Below are 20,660 nucleotides of genomic sequence, written 5' to 3'. Positions count from 1 at the left end.
CCAACGGATGCGCGGCATCCCAGGAACGAACCACCCGCAGTGGCTCGACGTCCTGCACCGCCACCACGCCGTGGTCGAGGACCGTGTCCGCGTCGCCAAGCAGACCGGACTCGGGCACCTGCCGTCCGCCTCGTGGCGAGTCAACGTCGCCTGGACCCTGCTCGCCCAGACCGCTGCTGACCTGGACTGCTGGACCCGCCTGCTCGGCTTCCACGACCACGACCTGCTAACCAAGGCCGAACCGGTCACGATGCGCGAGCTCGTCTACCGGCTCCCGGCCCGCCTGGCCCGCCACGCCCGACGAAGATGGCTCCGCTTCGACCGCGACCACCCGCACACCCACGCCGTGGCGATCGCCTGGCAACGGCTCGCCGTGCTGACGACCTGACCCGGACAACGACGCCCCCACGACCCGCCGAAGGAGCGGCAGCACGGGCAGCACGACCCGGCCGGAACCGGCGCACGCAGCGACACGCGCCCACGAAACACGCCCAACCGAGGTCAAGAACACAATCAGACGAACCACTCAGGACGGGCTACGCACCACGCGAAGGATCGAGGCTGGCTCAACGATCGCCAGTGTCGCCTCCAGCTGAATCGGCATTCCGAGCACGGCCGTAAGGTCGTCACCCAGAGCGGCATCGTCCACGACGAGTCGCCACTCAAACGCGCCCGAAGCGTCATCTGAGAAGGTGACTCTCCGCGCGATTCCGTCGATACTCCATCCCAGGCTGCCGGTACCTGTGTCCAGATTCGCATCGCCTGGAACGACTCCGGACGAGGCCAGCCCAGTTGCCAGCCGAACCTGCTCTCGAACTCTCAAGCGATCACCACTTCAACCATAGAAGCTGTCGATGCCGCAATGGTCGGGGTCTGTGGCGAACCGCGACATCAACGCACCTACCGAAGGACAAGTATCCCGCACCTTTGTGCCATCGCTATTGGCGTGGGCAGGTCCCTCGAGATCGAATCGCTTTACCAGCTCGAACGGCGCTGGATTCATCGGGTTGGACTGAGGAGCCCACTCGGCATACTTCTCTCGATCTGGCCAGTCTCACCGTGCCGGAGGAAGGTCGTGTGCGGCCCCGTCGCCCTGGGGTCCGGACGTTGGCTCCCACCCCTCGCGTTGTGGACGAGGATCGCGGCCGGTGGGCCGCGGTTCCCGTCTGTCAGGACATGGTAGGTGTGCCAGCCCTCGACGATCAGGTTCCACGCGGGCAGGTCCCCCGAGTAGGCGCCCCTGAGCGTCCCAAGCCGTACTCAGGGCATTCCACCGAATCGCGGGCCGCACAAGTGCGGAGAATTCACCCGGCTAAGGGTCGCGGAAGCAAGGCCGGCCGGCTCAGCGCTCCACGAACGTCCCGTGCTCGGTGAGCTCCGGCTCCCAGACGGCCCGGTGGATCACGTAGCGCTCCAGGATCGCGCGGGTGACCAGGGCGAGCGCGGCCCACACCACGAACAGGGCGAGCGCCTGGAGGAAGTTCGAGGGGATCGACCCGAAGCCCGTGAACGCCAGCAGCGGCACGCAGAGCGCGAAGCCCGCGAAGGCGGGCAGGAGGTTCACGCCCACCCACTGCAGCACCGACAGCAGCTCGCGGTCGCGCACGGCCTCGACCTCGTGGTGCGCCAGCACCTCGACCACGTGGTCGGCGCGCCACCGGCTCACGTGCCGCGCGACGGTCCACTGCGCGCCCGGAGCCTCCAGCGTGCCGATACCCGCGGGGGGCAGGATGCCCAGGAGCCGGTGCAGCTCGGTGGGCGTCATGTAGCCGCGGTCGAGGATCGTCATGCTGTGCACCGGCGGGTTCCGCAGGTCGGTGGGCAGCACGAGCGCCGTCAGGAAGGACAGGAACCCGCCCAGAACGAGGATCCCCACCAGGAACTGCGGCAGCGGGCCGGCGAACTCGGACGCCAGTGCCATCGCCACCGCGCCGAGCACGACCAGGAGGATGCGGTTCTTGAGGCTCACGATCCGGATATTACCGGCACCCTCTGACGCTCCGGTCGGCCTGACCGGCGCAGCGGCCGGTTCACCCGGTCTGCCGCGTCACACTAGAAGAACACCACGTCCCGTCGCCCCAGCGGTCTTGCGACCAGCCACCAGGCCGCAGCCTGGACGACGACGAGCGCGGGCACAGCGGCGAGGACGATCCCGCCCAGCGCGGCCAGGGCCGACGCCGACACGGCTCCGTGCACCAGGTCCGGCCAGGCCGCCACGACCGTGACGAGCACGGGAGTCACCACGGCCACGGAGGTCAGCCACAGCGGGACGCGGGCCACCGTCCCGAGCCGCCGCGCCACCACCGCGTCACCGTGCAGCCGGGCGAGCAGCACGGACACCACCGCGAGGCCCGCCGCGGCCCAGACGCTCCCCCACACCACCCCGAGCACGGCTCCGAAGGCCGCCGACAGCAGGATGCTCGCCACGACGATCACCCTGTCCCAGGCCGCCCGCCAGCCCGCGGAAGCCCGGCGGCTCCGCAGCCAGAAGCCCGCGTCGCGCGCGGCCCACGAGGCGACCAGCGCCACCAGGACCGGGTACCCCGCGGCCGCGAGCGCCGACTCCGCGTGCGGAAAGGCGCCCACCAGGAGTCCCGCGGCGGCCACGAGCCACACCTCGCCGGCGAGGAGCAGCGGGCCGACAGCGGCGAGCCGCAGCCGCCGCTCGGCCCCCGCCGGTGTGCGGCCGAGGGCAGCCCCGGCTCCCTGGACGGCGCCGTCGAGCAGCGCCCACCCGGCGAGCAGGACGGTGAGCAGAGCTCCCCAGCCGACGACGGTCATCGGACGCCCTCCGGCGCCGCGCCGAACCCCTCCGGCGCCGCACGGAACCCCTCCGACTCCGCACCGAAGCGGAGCAGCTCGCCGGGACCGGCGCCGTCGTCGTGCAGCACCTGGCCGGGCGGGGCGCCGAGCACCAGGCCCTCCGTGCCGCGGGCGGCGAGCCGGCCGAGCACCCACCAGTCGAGGACGGCGAGGGTGACCATGAGCCCGACCAGGACCACGAGGGACGTGAGCACGACGGAGGCGGGCTGGTCGCTCACGACGTCCTCGGTGCGCAGCACACCCACCACGACCCAGGGCTGCCGGCCGAGCTCGCGCACGATCCAGCCGAGGATCCCGACGACGAACGGCGCGGGCAGCAGCACCGCGAGGGTTCGGAACAGCCCGTTGCGCACCCCGGGCCGGAGCCGGAAGAGGGCGCCCCGGACCAGCAGCAGCGCGAGCACCCAGCCGCCGAGCACCACGAGGTTGCCGAACTCCATCATCACGGCGAGCGACGTCCCCACCACCCCCGGGTACACGGCGACTGCCTGCTCCACGTCGAGGTACGCGAACTGCGCGTACCCGGCCCCGGTCACGAGGAGGGATCCGATCAGGCCGGTCGCGATCCCGGCCCGCATCGACCGGCGCCACAGGTCCTCGTCGACGTCGACGGGCCCCCGGCCCGCCCGCTCCCGCCCGCCCGTCACGGGGTGGAGCCGGAGCCGCGTCGCGCTGACGCCCACCAGCACGAAGCCGCCCGCCACGAGGCACGCGCCGAGCACGTGCAGCGACGACACCAGGGCCGCGGGGTTGAGGACCAGGGCGGCGGGGTCGGTGATGTGCGCGACGCCGTCCACCAGCTCGTACCCCACCGGGTTCTTCAGGAAGCCGTTGGCGACCATGACCGTGAACGCCGACGCGTACCCGGTCAGGACAACGAGCCAGAACAGCGTCGCGTGGAGCCACCGCGGCAGCTGGTGCCAGCCGAACACCCACAGCCCCAGCAGGGTGGACTCGAGGAAGAACGCGACCATCGTCTCGACGGCGAGCGGCGCGCCGAACACCTCACCGGCGACGTCGAGCAGCCCGGGGAAGTTCATCCCGAACTGCAGCTCGAGCACGATGCCCGCCGCGATCCCGAGCGCGTAGTTCACCAGGTAGAGCTGGCCCCAGAACCGCGTCGCCCGCTCGAAGACCTCCCGGCCGGTGATCGCCCAGCGCGTCCCGAGCACGGCGACGACCGGCCCGAGCCCCAGGGTGAGGAGCACGAACAGGAAGTGGGTCGCGGCCAGCAGCGCGAACTGCAGGCGGGCGAGGTCGACAGCGCTCACGAGCCCGACGGTAGGTTCCGCCAGGGTCCTCGGGAACGGGTTCTGGCGAGGTTCCGGGCGGAACCCGGGAGAACCCTGAGAGCGTCGTGGGGCAGGCCGCCCCTGGCACGGTAGGGCAGGCCCTACCCCCGGTCCCGCGCGCTATCCGAGCAGCCGCAGCGCCCGGCCGTGCGGCTCCGCCAGCCCGACGGGCACGCCGTCCCGTGCGAGCAGGAAGCGCCCTGCGGGGTCGACGCCCTCGGGGAGCCGCGCGGCGACGTCGGGCAGCACGGCGGGGTCCTCGTTGCTCAGCCACGTCACGCCCAGGCTGCCCACCTGCTCCACGAACCACGCCCGGTCCTCGGGCGTGAGGTACACGAGCACCGCGGAGTGCTGCACCACCACCGTCGCGCCCCGGGGCGCCCCGGCCACGAGCGCGGCCAGCGCGTCGTTGAGATCGTCCCGCACGAGGTGCGGCGGGTCGGCCGCCACGACGGCCGCGGCGGCCCGCAGCCGGTCGGCGCGGTCCGCGTGCTCGGGCCAGACCAGCGCCTCCAGCCAGGCCAGGTCGGCCGGGTCCGTGACGTCGAGCGGGTTCAGGTCGACGCCCGCCCGCCACACGACCTCCGGCAGCGACGACGGCAGCCCGGCCGACGTCGGCACCTCGCAGCGGAGCACGACCGGCGACGGGCCGTCCGCCGGGTCGATTCGCCGCACGCCGTCGGGCGCCACGTACTCGTAGGAGTAGCGGTCCGGGTACAGCGTCAGCCCCGCCGACGCGCCCACCTCGATCAGGGCGACCGGACCCTCGACCGCCGCGAGGAACGGGAGCAGCGTGGCGCAGCGGCCCGGCTCGTTCGTCTGGGTGGCGCGGGCCAGCATCTCGGCCCGGACGTCGGGCCAGCGCTCCAGGAGCCACGGCCGCACCTCGTGCCACGGCCGCAGCGGGACGCCCAGCAGCCGCGCGCTCGCGAACAGCAGGTTGGGCTGACGCTTCGGCGCGGGCAGCTCGTCGAGGAGCGCGAGGACGGCGGCGTCGTCGGCCACGCCCAGCGCCCAGTCCTCGTACCGGGGCGAGACGCCCCGCGCCCAGTCGGTGGCGAAGGCCCGGTACGTCTCGGAGGTGCCCATGGACGTCGAGCGTACGGCCGAGAGGGTTTCGCAGAGCCCGTAACCCGCGTTCCAGCGAGAAACAATTGTTTCGTGACGGACACGTCTCCGGCACGCGCCGGAAACCGTCGGGTGGCACTATTCGGGACCGTGGACGCCATCATGAACGACGACGACGCCTGGCTCACCCAGGCGGTGCAGCTGGCCGTGGAGAACGTCGCCGCGGGCGGGGGCCCCTTCGGGGCCGTCGTGGTGCACGACGGCGCGGTGGTCGCCTCGGGCGTCAACCGCGTCACCCGCGACCTCGACCCGACGGCGCACGCCGAGGTGGTCGCGATCCGCGCGGCCTGCCAGGCGCTCGGGACGTTCTCGCTGGCAGGAACGACGCTGTACAGCTCATGCGAGCCGTGCCCGCTCTGCCTCGCGGCCGCCCTGTGGTCCCGCGTGGACCGCGTGGTGTTCGCCGCGGACCGGGACGACGCCGCCCGCGGGGGCTTCGACGACCGCGCCTTCTACGAGCTGTTCGGCCGCGACCGGGCCACCTGGCCCACCACGGTCCGGAACGTCCGCGTCGAGGGGTGCGAGAGCCCGTTCGACGCGTGGCTCGCCCACCCCGACAGAACGCCCTACTGAAACGCCGATTTCCGGGGTGTTCCCGCCCCGTGATGCCCGCCACGAACGATCTGACGCGGCAGATAACGATTGCATAGCGTCCGGTACCTTTAACGGCTGCGTAACCCGACGACACGAGCGGTGACATCGCGGGTCCTTAGGGTCGCATTCGCAACAGGGGTTTCGCGTCAGCACCAGCACAGGAGAACCACACATGAAGCTTTCCCGTCCGGGCACGCGCGCCGCGCGCCTCACCACCCTCGTGGCGTCGGCGGCCGTCGCGTCGCTCGCCCTGTCCGCCTGCGGCTCCGACGAGCCCGAGACCGCCGGCGAGAGCGAAGGCCTCGGCGACGTCACGGTCCAGCTCTCCTGGATCAAGAACGCCGAGTTCGCCGGGGAGTTCATGGCCGACTCCAAGGGCTACTACACCGACGCGGGCTTCGGCACCGTCACGTTCAACGCGGGCCCCGGCGCGACCGAGAACCTCGTCGCGTCCGGCGAGGCGGACTTCGGCCTCACGAACGCCGTGACCGTCGCGCAGGTGGTCGCCAACGAGGACGCCCCCATCAAGATCGTGGGCACCACGTTCCAGAAGAACCCGTTCACGATCCTGTCCCTCAAGGACGGCGCGAACATCGAGACCATCGAGGACCTCAAGGGCAAGAAGATCGGCGTGCAGGACGGCGGCAACGGCCTCCTCTTCGCCGCCCTCCTCGCGGCCAACGGCCTCACCGAGGACGACGTCACGATCGTCCCCGTCCAGTACGACCCGTCGCCGCTCGTCAACGGCGAGGTCGACGGCTTCCTGGCCTACGTCACGAACGAGTCGATCATCGTCGAGTCGCAGGGCAAGCCGGTCACCAACCTCCTGTTCGCCGACAACGGCCTGCCCTTCGTGGCGGAGTCGGTCATCGCGACCGACGAGACCATCGCGGAGCGACCCGAGTACGTGAAGGCGTTCCTCGAGGCCGAGATCAAGGGCTGGAAGGACGCCTGCGCCGACCTGGAGGGCGGCGCGAAGCTCGCCGTCGAGGAGTACGGCGCGGACCTCGAGCTGGAGCTCGAGAAGGAGATCCAGCAGAACACGATCCAGTGCGAGCAGCTGGTCAACACGGAGGAGACCGCCGAGAACGGCATCTTCACCATCAGCGACGACATGCTGGAGCAGAACCTCGCGACGTTCGAGGCCGCGGGCATCGACGTGACCGCCGAGGACGTCTTCGACCTGTCCCTCCTCGAGGAGCTCCTCGAGGAGAAGCCGGAGCTCAAGGACTGAATCCCGTGACCCAGGACGTCACCACCGGTACCGGCCCCGCCCCTGTCCCCGCCCCGAGCGGGCAGGGCGGGGCCGGCACCGGCCTCCACCTCGCGAACCTCTCGAAGTCGTTCGGCCTGGGCCGCAAGACGGTCACGGCGCTGGACGACGTCACGCTGCACACCGACCAGGGCAGCTTCCTGTCCCTGCTGGGCCCGTCGGGCTGCGGCAAGTCGACCATCCTGCGGATCCTCGCCGGGCTGGAGAAGCCCACGAGCGGGACGGCCCTCGTGGACGGCAAGACCCCGCTCGAGCTTCGCCGCGACCACGAGCTCGGGATCGCGTTCCAGGACTCGGCGCTGCTCCCGTGGCGCTCGGTGCTGTCGAACGTGCGCCTGCCGTTCGAGGTGTCGGGCGAGCCGGTGGACCACGAGCTGGTCACCGAGCTGATCCGCCTCGTGGGCCTGGAAGGCTTCGAGAAGGCCAAGCCCGGGCAGCTGTCGGGCGGCATGCGCCAGCGCGTGTCGATCGCGCGCGCCCTCGTGGTCAAGCCGTCCGTGCTGCTGCTCGACGAACCGTTCGGCGCCCTCGACGACATGACCCGCCAGCGGCTCAACCTCGAGCTCCTGCGGATCTGGACGGAGAAGCCGGCCACCACGCTGATGGTCACGCACGGCATCTCGGAGGCCATCTTCCTCTCCGACCAGGTGGCGGTCATGAGCCCGCGCCCCGGCCGGATCAAGGAGGTCATCGAGGTGGACCTGCCGCGCCCGCGCACCCCCGAGATGATGCGCACGCCCGAGTTCCACGCCCTGCACGACCACGCGTCCGAGCTGCTGTTCGGCGACGCCTCGGGCGACTCCGCCGGTGCGCCCGCTGAGGGTCCCGGCGATGCCTGACCGGCTCCGCTCCTGGCTCTCCGGGCTCGGGGGGCTCGCCGGCATCGTCGCCGTGTGGTGGCTGCTGGCCGTCACGGTGTTCGACGGGCGGTCCATGCCCACCCCGCCCGGCGTGCTGCGCCAGCTCGGCGTCGACGGTCTGGGCTTCTACACGAAGAACTTCTCGGGCACGGTCAACGAGGCGGTGCTCGGGTTCCTCTGGGGCAACGGGCTGGCTCTCGCGCTCGCCTCGCTGGTGCTGCTGGTGCCGCGCCTGGAGTCGGCGATCATGCAGGTCGCGGTGATCAGCTACTGCGTCCCGACCGTCGCGATCACGCCCATCCTCTACATCGTCCTGGGCCCGGCCGACGACGGCGGCCCCTCGCCCACGGCGGTCGTCCTCGCCGCGCTCTCGGTCTTCTTCACCACCGTGGTCGGGGCGATGCTCGGCTTCCGGTCCGCCGACCGCGCGGCGCTCGACGTCGTCAGCGTGTACGGCGGAGGCCGGTGGAAGCAGCTCACCAAGGTCCAGCTCGTCGCCGCGCTGCCCGCCATCCTGTCCGCGCTGCAGATCGCGGCGCCCGCCGCGTTCCTCGGCGCGATCCTCGGCGAGTACATCGGCGGCGTCGACCGTGGCGTGGGTCCGGCGCTCGTGGCTGCCGGCCAGGGCCTCATGGTGGAGCGGGCCTGGGGAATCATGTTCGCCTGCGCGCTGGTCGCAGGCGTGGGGTACGGCGTCTTCGGCCTCCTGAGCCGGTTCGCCGCACCCTGGGCGACCGGAAGGGGACGCGCATGACGGCGACCGACGTGCGCCGGGCGACGGGGCTGCGCCCCGGGACCGGGCAGGCGCTGCTCGCGGGCGTGGGCCGGGCCCTCGGTACCGGCCTGCTCATGCTGGCGATCATCGCGGTGGTCTGGGTCGTCGCCGTGGCGCTCGTCGACAACACGTTCGTGGCCAAGGGCCCCGCCGACGTCTTCGAGTACCTCTACCTGAAGGACGACTCCGCGGAGGTCCGCGCCGACATCCTCGCCGCCCTCGGGGTGACCCTGTCCGACGCGGCCATCGGGTTCGTCGCGGGCCTGCTCGCGGCGACGGCGCTGGCGGCCCTGATCGTGCTGTCGAAGCCGGTGGAGGCGTCGGTGATGCCGGTGGCGCTCATCCTGCGGGCGGTGCCGCTCATCGCGCTCACGCCGGTGATCCGGCTGCTGTTCACCGACACGCTCACGCGCGTCGCCGTGATCAGCGGCATCGTCGTGGTCTTCCCGGCGCTAGTGAACATCGTGCGGGGGCTCCGGTCGGTGTCGTCGCAGATGACCGACGTGGTGCACGTCTACGGCGGCGGCGCCTGGGCCATGCTGGTCAAGGTCGCGTTCCCGTCGGCTCTCCCGGCGCTGTTCGCCTCGGTCCGGATCTCCGTGCCGGGGGCCATCACGGGCGCGCTGCTCGCGGAGTGGCTCATCACCGGTGAGGGACTCGGGTCGATGGTGGTCGACGCCGCGGGCAAGTCGCAGAACAACCTCGTCTGGGCGTGCGTGCTCGTCGTGACGCTCGTGTCGTTGCTGCTCTACGTCGTGGCGCAGGTGATCGAGTCGCTCGTGCTCGCCCGGTACGGGCAGCGCTGACGGTCGTGTCGTCGCTCGGCCCTGGTCCTGCTGGTCCCCGCGGCCCCGCTGCCGTGGGGCTGGTGCTGGCGGCCGGGGCCGGCTCGCGGTACGGCGGGCCCAAAGCCCTCGCCTGCGCGCCCGACGGCACGCCCTGGGTCGAGCTCGCCTGCCGTGCCCTGCGCGTCGGCGGCTGCGCCGACGTCGTCGTGGTGCTCGGCGCGCGGGCTCCCGAGGCGCTGCCCCTGGTGCCGTCGTGGGCCCGGCCGGTCGTCGCGGCCGGCTGGGCCCGCGGCGTGTCGGCGTCGCTCCGCACGGGGCTCGCGGCATGCGCCGCGACGACCGCCGCGTGCGCCGTCGTCACCCTGGTTGACCTGCCGGGCCTGCGCCCGGAGGCGGTCGCCCGGCTCCTCGCCGTCGCCCCCGGCGGTGGCGTCGCGGGAGTCCGCCTCTCCCTGGCCCGCGCCACCTACGCGGGCCACCCGGGGCACCCGGTGCTGCTGGGGCGGTCGCACTGGGCGGCGATCTCGGCGGAGGTGCGCGGCGACGTGGGCGCGGGGCCGTACCTGCGGACTCACGGAGCGGTCGACGTCGACTGCACCGACCTGGGCGGGGGCGACGACACGGACGTCCCCGGCCGCTGACGCCTCCGGCTCACTGCCGCCCCGACTCAGCCAGCCTCTCCTCACCGCGGGCCAGCGCCCTGGCCTGGCCCCGGCCTCGGCCCCGGCCCCGGCAGAACACTGTTGCCGCCAGCGTTGTCACTCCTGGTGACGATGTATACCCAGCGTGACATCGCTGGAACACCTAGTGTCTCTGCCGAGCCTCTCCCGGCGCCGGCCGCGACGAGCCGCCGTCGAGCAGCCTCCACAGCGCGTCCTTCTGCATCGGGAGGGCGTGGGGCCGCACGCCCGTCGCGTCGGCGATCGCGTTCGCGAGCGCGGGCGCCACCGGGTTGTACGGCGCCTCGCTCATCGACTTCGCGCCCCGCGGCCCCAGGGAGTCCACGGTGTCGGCGAACAGCACCTCGGTGGGCGGCACGTCGGCCAGCTGCGGCACCCGGTAGTGCCGGAAGGTGCGGGTCACCACCTCGCCGTCGCGCACCTCGATCTGCTCCTGGAGCGCCGACCCGAGGGCCTGCGCCACGCCGCCCTCGATCTGGCCGCGGAGCTGCTCCGGGTTGATGACCACGCCGGCGTCGGCCGCGTGGACCGACTGCAGGATCCGCACCTCCCCCGTCGCCCGGTTCACGGCCACGCGGAAGCCCTGCACGTTGAACGCCACGGACCGCGGTGAACCGTCGTGCGAGCCCTCGGCGGAGCGCACGCCGTCGCCTGCGTCGAGGTGCTCCCGCAGGCGCGCCGCCGCCTGCGCCACAGCCTTGCCCGCCACGACGGACCCGGCCGATCCGTAGGCGCCGGTGTCGTATCCGGAGGTCGCCGTGTCCGACTGCCGCACGCGCACCCGGTCCGGCGTCACCCCGAGGGCGTCGGCGGCGAGCTGGACATGCACCGTCGTCGTGCCGTTGCCGAACTCCGCGGTGCCGACGTCGATCGTGAAGCCGCCGTCCGCGTCCGCCGACACCCGGGCATTCGAGTAGTGCCCCCGCGGCGGGACGGTCGCGATCATGGCGAGCGCGACGCCCCGGCCCTCGGCCCAGCCCGGCGGTGCTGCGCCGCCCGCACCCGCTCCGCGGCGCAGCGCCGCGTCCACGAGATCGAGGCACTGGTCCAGCCCATACGACCCGTAGTCGAGGTCGTTCTGCTGCAGAGAGCCGACGACGAACGGGTCGCCCGGGCGCACCACGTTCCGCCGGCGCAGCTCGACCGGGTCGACGCCGAGCCGTGCGGCGAGCTCGTCGAGCGCCGACTCGATCGCGAAGATCACCTGCCCCAGCCCGTACCCGCGGAACGCGCCGGACGGCAGGTTGTTGGTGTAGACGGCCTCGGCGTCGACCCGCTTGGCGGGCACGCGGTACACCGCCATGGACTCGTGCACGCCGTGGAACAGGACACCGGGCGCGTGGTTGCCGTAGGCGCCCGTGTCGGACAGGACGTCGATCGCGAGCGCCGTGAGGACGCCGTCGGCCGCGGCTCCCGCCCGGACCCGCACCCGCATGGGGTGCCGGCACGGCACCATCGTGAACTGCTCCTCGCGGGTGAGCTCCCACTGCACGGCCCGGCCGGTGCGGAGGGCCGCGAGCGCCACCACGTCCTCCACGAGGAGCTCCTGCTTGCCGCCGAACCCGCCGCCCACGCGTCCCACCACCACGCGCACCGCCGAGGGGTCGAGGGAGAGCAGCCGGGCGAGCTCGTCGCGGACCAGGAACGGCACCTGGGAGGAGGTGCGGACGGTGAGGGTGCCGTCGTCGGCCACCCAGGCACGGGCGCCGTGGGTCTCGAGGGCGGCGTGGTTGACGCGGGCGGTGGACCACTCCCCCTCGACGGTCGCGGCTGACGTGGCCAGCGCGGCGTCGACAGCGCCCGGGACGGGGTACTCCTCGTGGATCGCCGCGACGACGTTCCGGCGCGGGTCCGCGATCCGGGCGAGGACCGGGTCTTTGTCGCCGTGCACGAGCGGCGCGCCGGGCGTCCGGGCAGCCTCCGGGTCGAGGACGGCCGGCAGCACCTCGTACTCGATCTCGACGAGCCGGAGGGCCTCGCGCGCCTGGCGGAGGGTCTCGGCGACGGCGACCGCCACGCGCTGCCCCCGGAAGCGGAGGACGGGGTCGAGCATGAGCGTGTCGTCGGGGTCGTCGTTGCGGTCCTGGTGGCGGCCGGTCGAGTAGGGGACGGCCGGGACGTCGAGGTGGGTGAGGACCAGGTGCACACCGGGTGCCGCGCGGGCCGCCGCCGCGTCGAGGCGCGTGATGCGGGCGTGCGGATGCGGGCTGCCGAGGACGGCGACGTGCAGCATCCCCGGGGGCTCGGGCTCGTCGAGCGTGTAGGCCTCGCGGCCCGTCACCACGCGGCGGGCGGCCGGGGCGGCGACCGGACGGCCGAACGACCCGCCTTCCTCGGCGACCTCGACGTTCCTCCGGCCCGCGAGCGCGTCCCGGACCGACCGGTAGCCGGTACAGCGGCACAGGTTGCCCTTGAAGAGACGGTCGAGCTCGGCGGGTTCGGCCGAGGCGGCAGGTCCGGCCGGGGCATGTCGCCCGGCGGCCGGCAGTCCGAGCGCCGCCGCCGTGCACACCATCCCCGCGGTGCAGAACCCGCACTGGAACCCGGCGGCGTCGGCGAACGCCTGCTGCGCGGGGTGCAGGTCGTCGGGCGTACCGAGCCCCGCGACGGTCACCACCTCGGAGTCCACGGCCCGGTGGGCAGGGACGATGCACGAGTGCACCGGGGCGCCGTCGAGCAGCACGGTGCAGGCGCCGCAGTCGCCCGCGTCGCAGCCCTTCTTGACGCCCGTGCGGCCCTGCTCGCGCAGGAACGTCCGCAGGCACTGGCCGGGCCGGGGTGCGGCGTCGGCCTCGGCCCCGTCGATCCTCACGCCAGCTCCTCCAGCACCTCGTGCGCCAGGCCGCGCGTCACGGCGGCTCGCCAGTCGGGGGCGCCGTGCGGGTCGTCGAACCAGCCGCCGACCACGTCGACCGCGTCCAGCGCCCGGTCCAGACCGGCGTGGTCCCCGCGAGTCACCTCCAGCGGCACCGGCCGCGGTACCGACGCGGTCAGGACCAGCCGGACGCCGTCCTCGGTCTCGATCCCGGTCACCACGGCGGACGAGCGCCCCAGCGGCGTCAGCGCGATCTTCCGGAACGCGGTCCGCGCCGCCAGGGCCGACGCCGCCACGCGCACCTCCCGGAGCACCTCGCCCTCGGCGAGGGTCGTCTCGCCCGGCCCGGTGACGAAGGAGGTCAGCGGCTCGACCCGCGTGCCGCCGTCCGGCGTCCAGATGGCGACGGACCCGCCGAGGGCGGCGAACAGGGAGACCATGGCCGCCGCCGGGAGGGCAAGGCTGAGGTTCCCGCCCACGGTCGCGGTGTGCGCCACCTTGAACGACATCAGGAGCGCGTCGGCGCACGGCTGCGCGATCCCCAGCCCGCGGTACGGGCCGCTGCGCGCGCCGAGGGCGCCGAGCCCGGCCCGCACCTCCGCGACGGTGCAGGTGGCGGCAACGCGCAGGCCGCCGCCGTCGATGGTCCATGGCTCCCAGCCCAGGCCGAGCAGGTCCACCAGGCCCGTCACGCCGGGCGGCAGCGGCTCCGAGTAGAGGAACGTGCCCCCGGCCAGGAGCCGCTCCCCCGGCGCGAGCGCCAGGTCCGCGCGAGTCCGGGCGACGCGCACGCTGTCCACGTCAAGGTCCATTCAGCTCTCCTCGATCTCGCGCAGGGCGGCGTAGGCGCGGTCGATGGTCTCGATGCGGCGCTCGCCGTCGTCGGTCCGGGCAAGGACCTGGTCGGAGAGGGCCGCGACGAGGCTCATCGGGACCGCGTGGGAGTCGAACGCGCCCTCGTAGCCCACCGGGCACTCGATCCACCAGGTCACCCGGCCGGCCAGGTGCCGCAGGGTGGGGTCGGCGAGCAGGAGGACCCGGACGCCGTCGGCGACCAGGGCGTCGACCGCCCCGGCCACGCCCGCGGCGTGCCGGCGGAACGAGACCATGACGACGACGTCGTCGGGCCCGAGACCCACCAGGTCCTCCGCGAGCGACTGGCCCGGGGCCGGCGCGAACACGACCCCGCCGCGCACCTGCGCGAGGTTGCGGCGCAGCTCCACGGCCACGGCATGGCTGCCGCGACGGCCCACCACGACCACCTGGCGGGCCGACGCCAGCGCCTCGGCCGCGTCGGCCAGCAGGGCCTCGTCGAGCGTCGCGTACGCGCGCTGCAGGTGCGCGACCTCCTGCTCGAACCGTTCGCGCAGCCCGGGCGCCGGCTCGACGGCGACCGGCAGGCCGCGGCCGCGCTGCATCCTCAGGTGCTCGCGCAGCCCCTCGAAGTCGTCGTAACCGAGCCGGCGGAAGAGCCTGCTCATGGTCGCCTTCGAGACCCCGGCCAGCGTGGCGAGCTCCGTGGCGCGGTAGGTGGCGAGGTCGGTGATGTGGTCGAGGAGGGTGTCGGCCGCGCGGCGCTCCTGCGGCGACAGCTCGCCGTAACGGCCCGCGATACGGTCCTCCAGCGGGACCTGGTCCGTGGTCATGCGGTGGCCTCCCCCTGCGTGTACCGGTCCGCGGCCGCGAGCACGGCCGCCTCGAGAGCGTCCAGGGCGAGCGCGACGTCGTCCTCGCGCACGTCCTCGGCCGGGTGGTGGCTGATGCCGTCGTGGCAGCGGACGAAGAGCATCGCCACGTCGGTCACCGCGGCCATCGCCATCGCGTCGTGCCCGGCGGGGCTCCAGAGGCCGGGGGCCTCACCCCCCGGCACCGCCTTCCAGATCCCGGACACCACGGCCTCGCTGAGCCACGGGGCGCAGGCCGTCGACGGCGCACGATGGGTCTCCTCGGCCGCGAACGTCACGCCGCGGGCCGCGGCCACCGTGACGGCCTCCGCCTCCAGCCGGTCCCACAGCGCGTCCCGCTCCTCGTCGGTGCGGGCCCGCAGGTCGAGCGTCATCGTGACCTTGCCGGGGATCACGTTGACCGCGCCGGGGTGCACGTCCAGCGCCCCGACGGTGGCGAGGCAGCCCGCGTCCCGGGCCAGCCGCTCCGCGGCCAGAACGATCTCGGAGGCGGCGGCGAGGGCGTCGTGCCGGCGGTCGTACGGGGTGCCGCCCGCATGCCGGGCCTCCCCCGTGACGGTCAGCACGAACCGCCGGGCGCCGGCGATCGTCGTCACGTAGCCGAGCGGAAGGTCCGCCGCCTCCAGGTGCGGCCCCTGCTCGATGTGCGCCTCGAGGTAGCCGACGAGGTCCTCCGGCCGGCGCGCCGCGTCGCCCACCCGGTCCGGGACCAGACCGAACCGCGCGAACGCCTCGCGCAGGCTCACCCCGTCGGCGTCGTGCTGCTCCCACCAGGCGGGGTCCCACTGGCCCGACGCCGCACAGCTCCCCAGCAGCGCCTTGCCGAACCGGGCGCCCTCCTCGTCGGAGAAGCCGACGACCTCCAGGGCGAACGGCAGCTCCGTGGACCGCAGGCGGTCCGCCACCGCGACCGCGAGGACGACGCCCAGCATGCCGTCGTAGCTGCCGGCGTCGGGGACGGTGTCGAGGTGCGAGCCGAGCACGAGCGCGGGCTCCGGCCCCGCGCCGCCGCCCGCGTGATCGGCAGTACGTCGGATGATCGGCAGCCCGGGTTGCCGATCATCCGACGAATTGCCGATCACGGCGCCGGGGCGGCGGCCCCAGAGGTTCCCGGCGGCGTCCGTCTCGACGTCGAGCCCGGCATCCCGCATCCAGGCGCCGACGGCGGTGTTCGCCGCCGCGTGCTCCGGCGTCAGGTACGCACGCTCCAGGGCGTCCGGGCGGGCGGAGTAGGCGTTGAGGTCGGCGCAGCGGTCGAGGACCCACCGGGCGGTCGTCATGCCGGCGCTCCCGGCTCGTCGGCGGCGGCCGCCGCGACGTCGTCGTACACCGCGAGCGCCGCCGTGACCCCGCCGCCTGCCGGGACCGCGACCCCGGCCCGGCGCAGCACCTGCTCGAGGGCCGCGAGGGTGAGGAGCACTGCGTCCCGGCGCGCGTTGTAGCCCATGGTGCCGATGCGCCAGACGACGCCGTGCAGGGGGCCGAACGACGTGCCGATCTCGATGCCGAAGTCGGCCAGCAGCGCCGCGCGGACGGCGTCGCCGTCCACGCCCGCGGGGATGCGCACGGCCACCACGTTGTTCATGCGGTGGTCCAGGTCGCCGAAGACCTCCAGGCCGAGCCCTTGTACTCCGGCGAGCATCGCGCCGCCGTGCAGGGCGTGGCGCGCGACCGCCTGGTCCAGGCACTCCTCGGCGAGGAGGCGGGCGCACTCCCGCGCCGCGTACAGCATGGAGGTGGCCTCGGTGTGGTGGTTGAGGCGGCGCGGGCCCCAGTAGTCCATGATCTGCGCGAGGTCGAGGTAGTTGGACTGGATGCGCGAGCCCCGCGGCTCGTCCCCGGGCGCGCGGATCCCGGCCTCGACGTGCTTGCGGGCGTCGATGACGGCCGCGGCCCGGGGCGAGACGGTGATCGGCGCGCTCCCGGACGGCCCGCCCAGGCACTTCTGGAGCCCGGCGCTGGCGATGTCGACGCCCCACTCGTCGGTGCGGAAGTCGTTGCCGCCGAGGGAGGCGGTCGCGTCCACGTACAGGAGGGCGTCGTGCTCGTGCGCGATCGCGCCGAGCTCGTCGAGCGGCTGCGCCATCGTGGTCGACGTGTCGCCGTGCACCACGGCGAGCACCTTCGGGCGCACGCGGCGGACGGCGTCGGCGATCGCCTGCGGGTCGACGACGCCGCCCCACCCCGCCTCGACCGTGTGCACCACACCGCCGGCCCGCGCGGAGATCTCCGCGAGCAGGTGGCCGAAGCGCCCGAACACCGGCACGACGACGGCGTCCCCCGGCTCCAGCAGGCTGACCAGCGCGGCCTCGATCCCGGCGCGGCTGGTGCCGTCCACGAGGAACGTCTGCTCGTTGGCGGTACGCCAGACGGTGCGCCAGAGCGCCATCGTCTCGTTCATGGTGTCGGTCATGAACGGGTCGAACTGGCCCACGAGCGACGCCGCCATGGCGCGCAGCACGCGGGGGTCCGCGTCCACCGGGCCGGGACCCATGAGGAGGCGGGGCGGCGGGTTGACCTGGTTCATGCGCGCTCCTCCCGCGCTGCGGCGCTGCCGGGGCGGACGAGCAGGCGCCCGCCGCCGACGTGCTCGTCGGACGAGCTCGCCACGAGCTCCCCGCCCAGGAACGTCTCGGTCACCGCACCGGCGACCGTCAGGCCGTCGTACGCGCTCACGGGGTTGCGGTGGGCGAGCTGCGCGGCGTCGAACGTGGTGGTGGCGTCGGGGTCGTAGACGAGGAGGTCCGCGGCCGCGCCCTCGGCGATCACGCCCTTGGGGCGGTCACCCGTGTCGAGCCCGACCAGGGCCGCAGTGCTCCCCGACGTCCAGCGCGACACCTCCGGCAGGGGCACGCCCCGCCTGCGGGCGGCGTCGGCCAGGGCGACGAATCCGGTCTGCAGGCCGGAGATGCCGCCCCAGGCGGCCTGCAGGTCGGTCTCGCCGACCGGCCCGCCGAGCGTCTTCTCCGCGACCGAGGACGGCGAGTGGTCGCTCACCACGCAGTCCAGGACCCCCTCGCGCAGGCCGTCCCAGAGCGCGTCCTGGTTGGCCCGGTCGCGGATGGGCGGGCAGCACTTGTAGGCGGCGTCGCCGTCGGGCACGTCCTCGGCGGCGAGCACGAGGTAGTGGTGGCACGTCTCGGCGGTGACGGGCAGGCCCTCCGCCTTCGCCTCCGCGAGCAGGTCGAGGACCTTCGCCGAGGAGACGTGCAGCACGTGCGTGCGCGCGCCGGTCTCGCGGACGGCGTCGAGCAGCGACCGCACCGCCGCGGTCTCGGCCTCGTCCGGGCGGGAGAGCAGGAAGTCGGCGTAGGCGCGGGACGAGGGGTGCGGCGCGGCCGCGAGGACCGCCGGGTCCTCGGCGTGCACCACGAGCAGGCCGTCGAACCGGACGAGCCGGTCCATCACGACCAGCAGCTCGTCGGGGCCGAGCGGCGGGAACTCGGGGACGCCGGAGTCGGCGAGGAAGCACTTGAAGCCCATCACGCCCGCGTCCCAGAGCGGCTCCAGGTCGTCCGCGTTGCCGGGCACCGCGCCGCCCCAGAAGGCGACGTCGCAGGGCAGGCCGGCTCCCTCCGGGCCGCCCGGCAGCCGGGCCGACGCCGCCCGCGCAGCCGCCTGCTTGACGCGCAGCGCCTCCACGCTCGTGGTGGGCGGGATGGAGTTGAGCGGCATGTCCACGATGGTGGTCACGCCGCCGTAGGCCGCCGCCCGGGCCGCCGAGGCGAACCCCTCCCAGTGCGTGCGGCCCGGCTCGTTGACGTGGACGTGGGTGTCGACCACCCCGGGCAGGAGGACGCGGTCGCCGAGCGGCCACGTCGTCGCTGCCCGGGGCGCCGGAGCGCCGAACAGGTCGTCGTCACGGCGCGCGACCTTGTCGGGGTCCGCGGTGCCCCACCACACCTGGCCGATACGACCGTCCTCGATCCGCAGGACCGCCGGGCGCAGCTCGCCCTCGACCAGCACCCGCTCGGACCCGATCAGGATCGGCCCGCTCATGCGAAGCCACCGATCGTGGCCCACACCGGGTGCTCGGGCGGCGGGGCGTCGTCGGGCCCCGACCGGACCACCGCGGCCTCGATCAGGCCGTACGGCCGGTCGGCGGCGAAGAAGACCTCGCCCGGGTTGTCGAGCCCGAAGGGCGCGAGGTCCACGAGGAAGTGGTGGTTGTTGGGGCAGGACAGCCGCACCTCGGCGATGTCGTCGAACGCCTCCAGGACGGCGCGCCCCATCGCGAAGACCGTCTGCTGGAGCGCGAGCGAGTGCAGCTGTGCGAACGTCGCCAGCATCAGGTCGCGCACCGCGGTGTACCGGGCGTCGAAGTCCGCGTCCGACGCCGCCTCCGCGAAGGACGGCTCGTACCGCCACCAGGCGGTGAGGTCGGTGGCGAGGATCCGGTCGTCCGTCTCGGGCAGCGTGGTGTACCGGTCGCGGGGGAAGCCGCTGAACTCCGACCCGGTCGACTTCAGCACGGTGCAGTCGCGCAGCCCGGCCAGGACGGTGAGGCCCGTCGCGTCGGCGTGGACGAGCGCCGTGCGCTTCTCGCCGCCCGAGCGCACGAAGGAGTGGTCGTGGCCGACGGCGTCGCCCCCGCCGGCCTGGCCCCCGGCGGCCTGGCCGGCGCCGCCCGGGACCTCGATCCGCGACCACCCGTACTGCTCGGCCGCCCACCGCCCGCCCCGCACCTGCGGCGACGCCGTGAAGTGCCGCGCCAGCCGCACCAGGAACGACTCCGGCGCCCCGACCCCGTCCCGTGCGAACGCGTACACGGTGTTCTTCTGCGTGTCCGTCGCGATGACCTTCGAGTTGTCCCCGTCGGTATGGCACGCGGCGAAGTCGCCGCGGAGCTGGGACGTCACGTTGAGGTCCGTGATCTCGTGCCGCGCGGTGTCCCGCGTGACCCGGACCAGCCGCACCTCGGCCTTGCCGTACTGGTTGGCGCCCAGGACGATCGACATTCAGCTCCCCCGGTAGGTGGTGTAGGCGAACGGGCTCAGCAGCAGGGCCACGTGCGTGTGCGCGTCACCGAGCACCACGTCGAGCGTGACCTGCGGGAAGAACGTCTCACGGTCCTGCGCGGCGAACCAGGGGCCGGTCGCGAACGTCAGCGTGCAGCGGCCCGCGGCGGGCAGCTCGCCCCAGGCGATCCGCCCGTCGGTGTCGGTCACGGCGGTCCGCGCGCCCCACGACCCCGTCAGCGTGACCTCGAGGCCTGACGCCGGCAGGCCGCGCGCCGCGTCGAGGACATGGGTCGACGCCGTGGTCACGACGCCGGCCCGTCCGTCACGACGCCCGCGAGGCGCAGGAGGGCGATCTGGCGGAGCTGGTCCGCGGCGACGGCGGCCTCGTCGGCGGGTTCGTTGCGGAGCCGCTCGGTGAGGTGCGCGAGGATGTCGTCGGCGGTGCGTCCCGCCGCCCGGACGAGGAAGATGCGGCCGAACCGCCGCTCGTACTCCGCGTTACCCCGGGCGATCGCGGCGGCGGTGTCGCCCACGGCGGGCGGCTGCTCGCCGCGGGACAGCCGGGCCTCGGCGCTGTCGCCGGTGGCCCGCTCGCCGATCCGGGGGTGCTGCGCGAGGGCCGCGTCGACGTCGTCGGCCGTCCAGGTGCGAGCCGCGACGTCTGCGGCGGCGAGGAGCGCGTCGCGGCTCCCGTAGGGCCGGCCGGCCACGAGCGCGTCGACCCAGCGGCCGACGTCGGCGCACGGCCGCAGCGCCGCTGCCGCCTCAGGTGCCGGGAGAGCGTCGAACGTCGCGATGTCCATACCGGCAACGTACTGTTTCAGCGCGGCCAGCGCGTGGCACGCGCGTTTCAGACGGGTAAACGCAGCGGCCGGTCACCGGGCCGGGCGTGCTCCCGGCCCCGCGCTCCCGGCCCCGCGCGCACTTCGTCGTGGGGGGGGGGGGGCGGGATGGCCGGGCCCCCACCGCCGGGCCGCCCCAAGTGG

20 protein-coding genes are annotated in these 20,660 nt (G+C 73.9%); 7 read left to right on the top strand and 13 right to left on the bottom strand.

Features of this window, described 5'->3' with window-relative positions; translation table 11 throughout:
* Positions 1–388, top strand: a 388-nt coding sequence (locus AC060K_RS19350) for a transposase (protein ID WP_483766984.1), incomplete at its 5' end; no start/stop codon positions are given.
* A gap of 954 nt (positions 389–1,342) precedes the next feature.
* Here AC060K_RS19350 and AC060K_RS19345 read toward each other — a convergent pair.
* The 4 genes from AC060K_RS19345 to AC060K_RS19330 form a co-directional block, all read right to left on the bottom strand.
* Positions 1,343–1,969 carry a hypothetical protein gene (locus AC060K_RS19345; RefSeq protein WP_483766983.1) on the bottom strand — a complete coding sequence of 209 codons (627 nt, stop codon included), beginning with the start codon at positions 1,967–1,969 and terminating at the stop codon, positions 1,343–1,345.
* An 83-nt stretch (positions 1,970–2,052) separates the two neighbouring features.
* Complete coding sequence (locus AC060K_RS19340) at positions 2,053–2,781, bottom strand: cytochrome d ubiquinol oxidase subunit II (protein WP_483766982.1); 729 nt, start codon at positions 2,779–2,781, stop codon at positions 2,053–2,055.
* Positions 2,778–4,094, bottom strand: coding sequence for a cytochrome ubiquinol oxidase subunit I (locus AC060K_RS19335; RefSeq protein WP_483766981.1), 1,317 nt, complete (start codon positions 4,092–4,094; stop codon positions 2,778–2,780). The genes AC060K_RS19340 and AC060K_RS19335 overlap by 4 nt, the downstream gene beginning before the upstream one ends.
* A 141-nt stretch (positions 4,095–4,235) precedes the next feature.
* Positions 4,236–5,204 (bottom strand): DUF2332 domain-containing protein, encoded by a 969-nt coding sequence (locus tag AC060K_RS19330; protein ID WP_483766980.1) that lies wholly within the window; start codon positions 5,202–5,204, stop codon positions 4,236–4,238.
* 141 nt (positions 5,205–5,345) lie between these two features.
* On the opposite strand from AC060K_RS19330, the gene AC060K_RS19325 reads away from it, so the two are divergent.
* The 6 genes from AC060K_RS19325 to AC060K_RS19300 all read left to right on the top strand — a co-directional run bounded on the left by AC060K_RS19325 (position 5,346) and on the right by AC060K_RS19300 (position 10,174).
* Entirely contained in the window at positions 5,346–5,816 is a 471-nt protein-coding gene (locus tag AC060K_RS19325; protein ID WP_483766985.1) for a nucleoside deaminase, read from the top strand.
* A gap of 193 nt (positions 5,817–6,009) precedes the next feature.
* The gene (locus AC060K_RS19320) at positions 6,010–7,071 is read left to right on the top strand and encodes an ABC transporter substrate-binding protein (protein WP_483766979.1); all 1,062 of its coding nucleotides are present in this window, start codon (positions 6,010–6,012) and stop codon (positions 7,069–7,071) included.
* Between the two features lie 5 nt (positions 7,072–7,076).
* Positions 7,077–7,949, top strand: a complete 873-nt coding sequence (locus tag AC060K_RS19315; protein WP_483766978.1) for an ABC transporter ATP-binding protein — start codon at positions 7,077–7,079, stop codon at positions 7,947–7,949.
* Positions 7,942–8,724 carry an ABC transporter permease gene (locus AC060K_RS19310; protein WP_483766977.1) on the top strand — a complete coding sequence of 261 codons (783 nt, stop codon included), beginning with the start codon at positions 7,942–7,944 and terminating at the stop codon, positions 8,722–8,724. Before AC060K_RS19315 ends, AC060K_RS19310 begins: the two co-directional genes overlap by 8 nt.
* Positions 8,721–9,551 (top strand): ABC transporter permease, encoded by an 831-nt coding sequence (locus AC060K_RS19305; RefSeq protein WP_483766976.1) that lies wholly within the window; start codon positions 8,721–8,723, stop codon positions 9,549–9,551. The genes AC060K_RS19310 and AC060K_RS19305 overlap by 4 nt, the downstream gene beginning before the upstream one ends.
* A gap of 5 nt (positions 9,552–9,556) precedes the next feature.
* Positions 9,557–10,174: a nucleotidyltransferase family protein gene (locus tag AC060K_RS19300; RefSeq protein ID WP_483766975.1), complete on the top strand. Its 618-nt coding sequence runs from the start codon at positions 9,557–9,559 to the stop codon at positions 10,172–10,174.
* A gap of 163 nt (positions 10,175–10,337) precedes the next feature.
* On the opposite strand, the gene AC060K_RS19295 is transcribed toward AC060K_RS19300, so the two are convergent.
* Genes AC060K_RS19295 through uraD form a run of 9 tightly spaced genes read right to left on the bottom strand, consistent with a single transcriptional unit; the run spans position 10,338 to position 20,477 of the window.
* Entirely contained in the window at positions 10,338–13,025 is a 2,688-nt protein-coding gene (locus AC060K_RS19295; RefSeq protein WP_483766974.1) for a molybdopterin-dependent oxidoreductase, read from the bottom strand.
* Positions 13,022–13,840, bottom strand: a complete 819-nt coding sequence (locus AC060K_RS19290) for an FAD binding domain-containing protein (protein ID WP_483766973.1) — start codon at positions 13,838–13,840, stop codon at positions 13,022–13,024. The genes AC060K_RS19295 and AC060K_RS19290 overlap by 4 nt, the downstream gene beginning before the upstream one ends.
* Entirely contained in the window at positions 13,841–14,674 is an 834-nt protein-coding gene (locus AC060K_RS19285; RefSeq protein WP_483766972.1) for a MurR/RpiR family transcriptional regulator, read from the bottom strand.
* Positions 14,671–15,993: a hydantoinase/carbamoylase family amidase gene (locus tag AC060K_RS19280; RefSeq protein WP_483766971.1), complete on the bottom strand. Its 1,323-nt coding sequence runs from the start codon at positions 15,991–15,993 to the stop codon at positions 14,671–14,673. Before AC060K_RS19280 ends, AC060K_RS19285 begins: the two co-directional genes overlap by 4 nt.
* Positions 15,990–17,240, bottom strand: a complete 1,251-nt coding sequence (locus tag AC060K_RS19275) for a pyridoxal-phosphate-dependent aminotransferase family protein (RefSeq protein ID WP_483766970.1) — start codon at positions 17,238–17,240, stop codon at positions 15,990–15,992. Before AC060K_RS19275 ends, AC060K_RS19280 begins: the two co-directional genes overlap by 4 nt.
* Positions 17,237–18,712 (bottom strand): allantoinase AllB, encoded by a 1,476-nt coding sequence (gene allB, locus AC060K_RS19270; RefSeq protein ID WP_483766969.1) that lies wholly within the window; start codon positions 18,710–18,712, stop codon positions 17,237–17,239. Before allB ends, AC060K_RS19275 begins: the two co-directional genes overlap by 4 nt.
* On the bottom strand, positions 18,709–19,671 hold the full coding sequence (pucL, locus tag AC060K_RS19265; protein WP_483766968.1) for a factor-independent urate hydroxylase: 963 nt from the start codon (positions 19,669–19,671) through the stop codon (positions 18,709–18,711). The genes allB and pucL overlap by 4 nt, the downstream gene beginning before the upstream one ends.
* Positions 19,672–19,980 carry a hydroxyisourate hydrolase gene (locus tag AC060K_RS19260; RefSeq protein WP_483766967.1) on the bottom strand — a complete coding sequence of 103 codons (309 nt, stop codon included), beginning with the start codon at positions 19,978–19,980 and terminating at the stop codon, positions 19,672–19,674.
* Positions 19,977–20,477 (bottom strand): 2-oxo-4-hydroxy-4-carboxy-5-ureidoimidazoline decarboxylase, encoded by a 501-nt coding sequence (gene uraD / locus AC060K_RS19255; RefSeq protein WP_483766966.1) that lies wholly within the window; start codon positions 20,475–20,477, stop codon positions 19,977–19,979. The genes AC060K_RS19260 and uraD overlap by 4 nt, the downstream gene beginning before the upstream one ends.
* Positions 20,478–20,660 lie beyond the last annotated feature (183 nt).

The sequence above is a fragment of the Antribacter sp. NEAU-D49 genome, from assembly GCF_057158775.1.
Note: the sequence above shows the minus strand (reverse complement) of the source record. Positions and strands in the feature narration are given on the sequence as shown.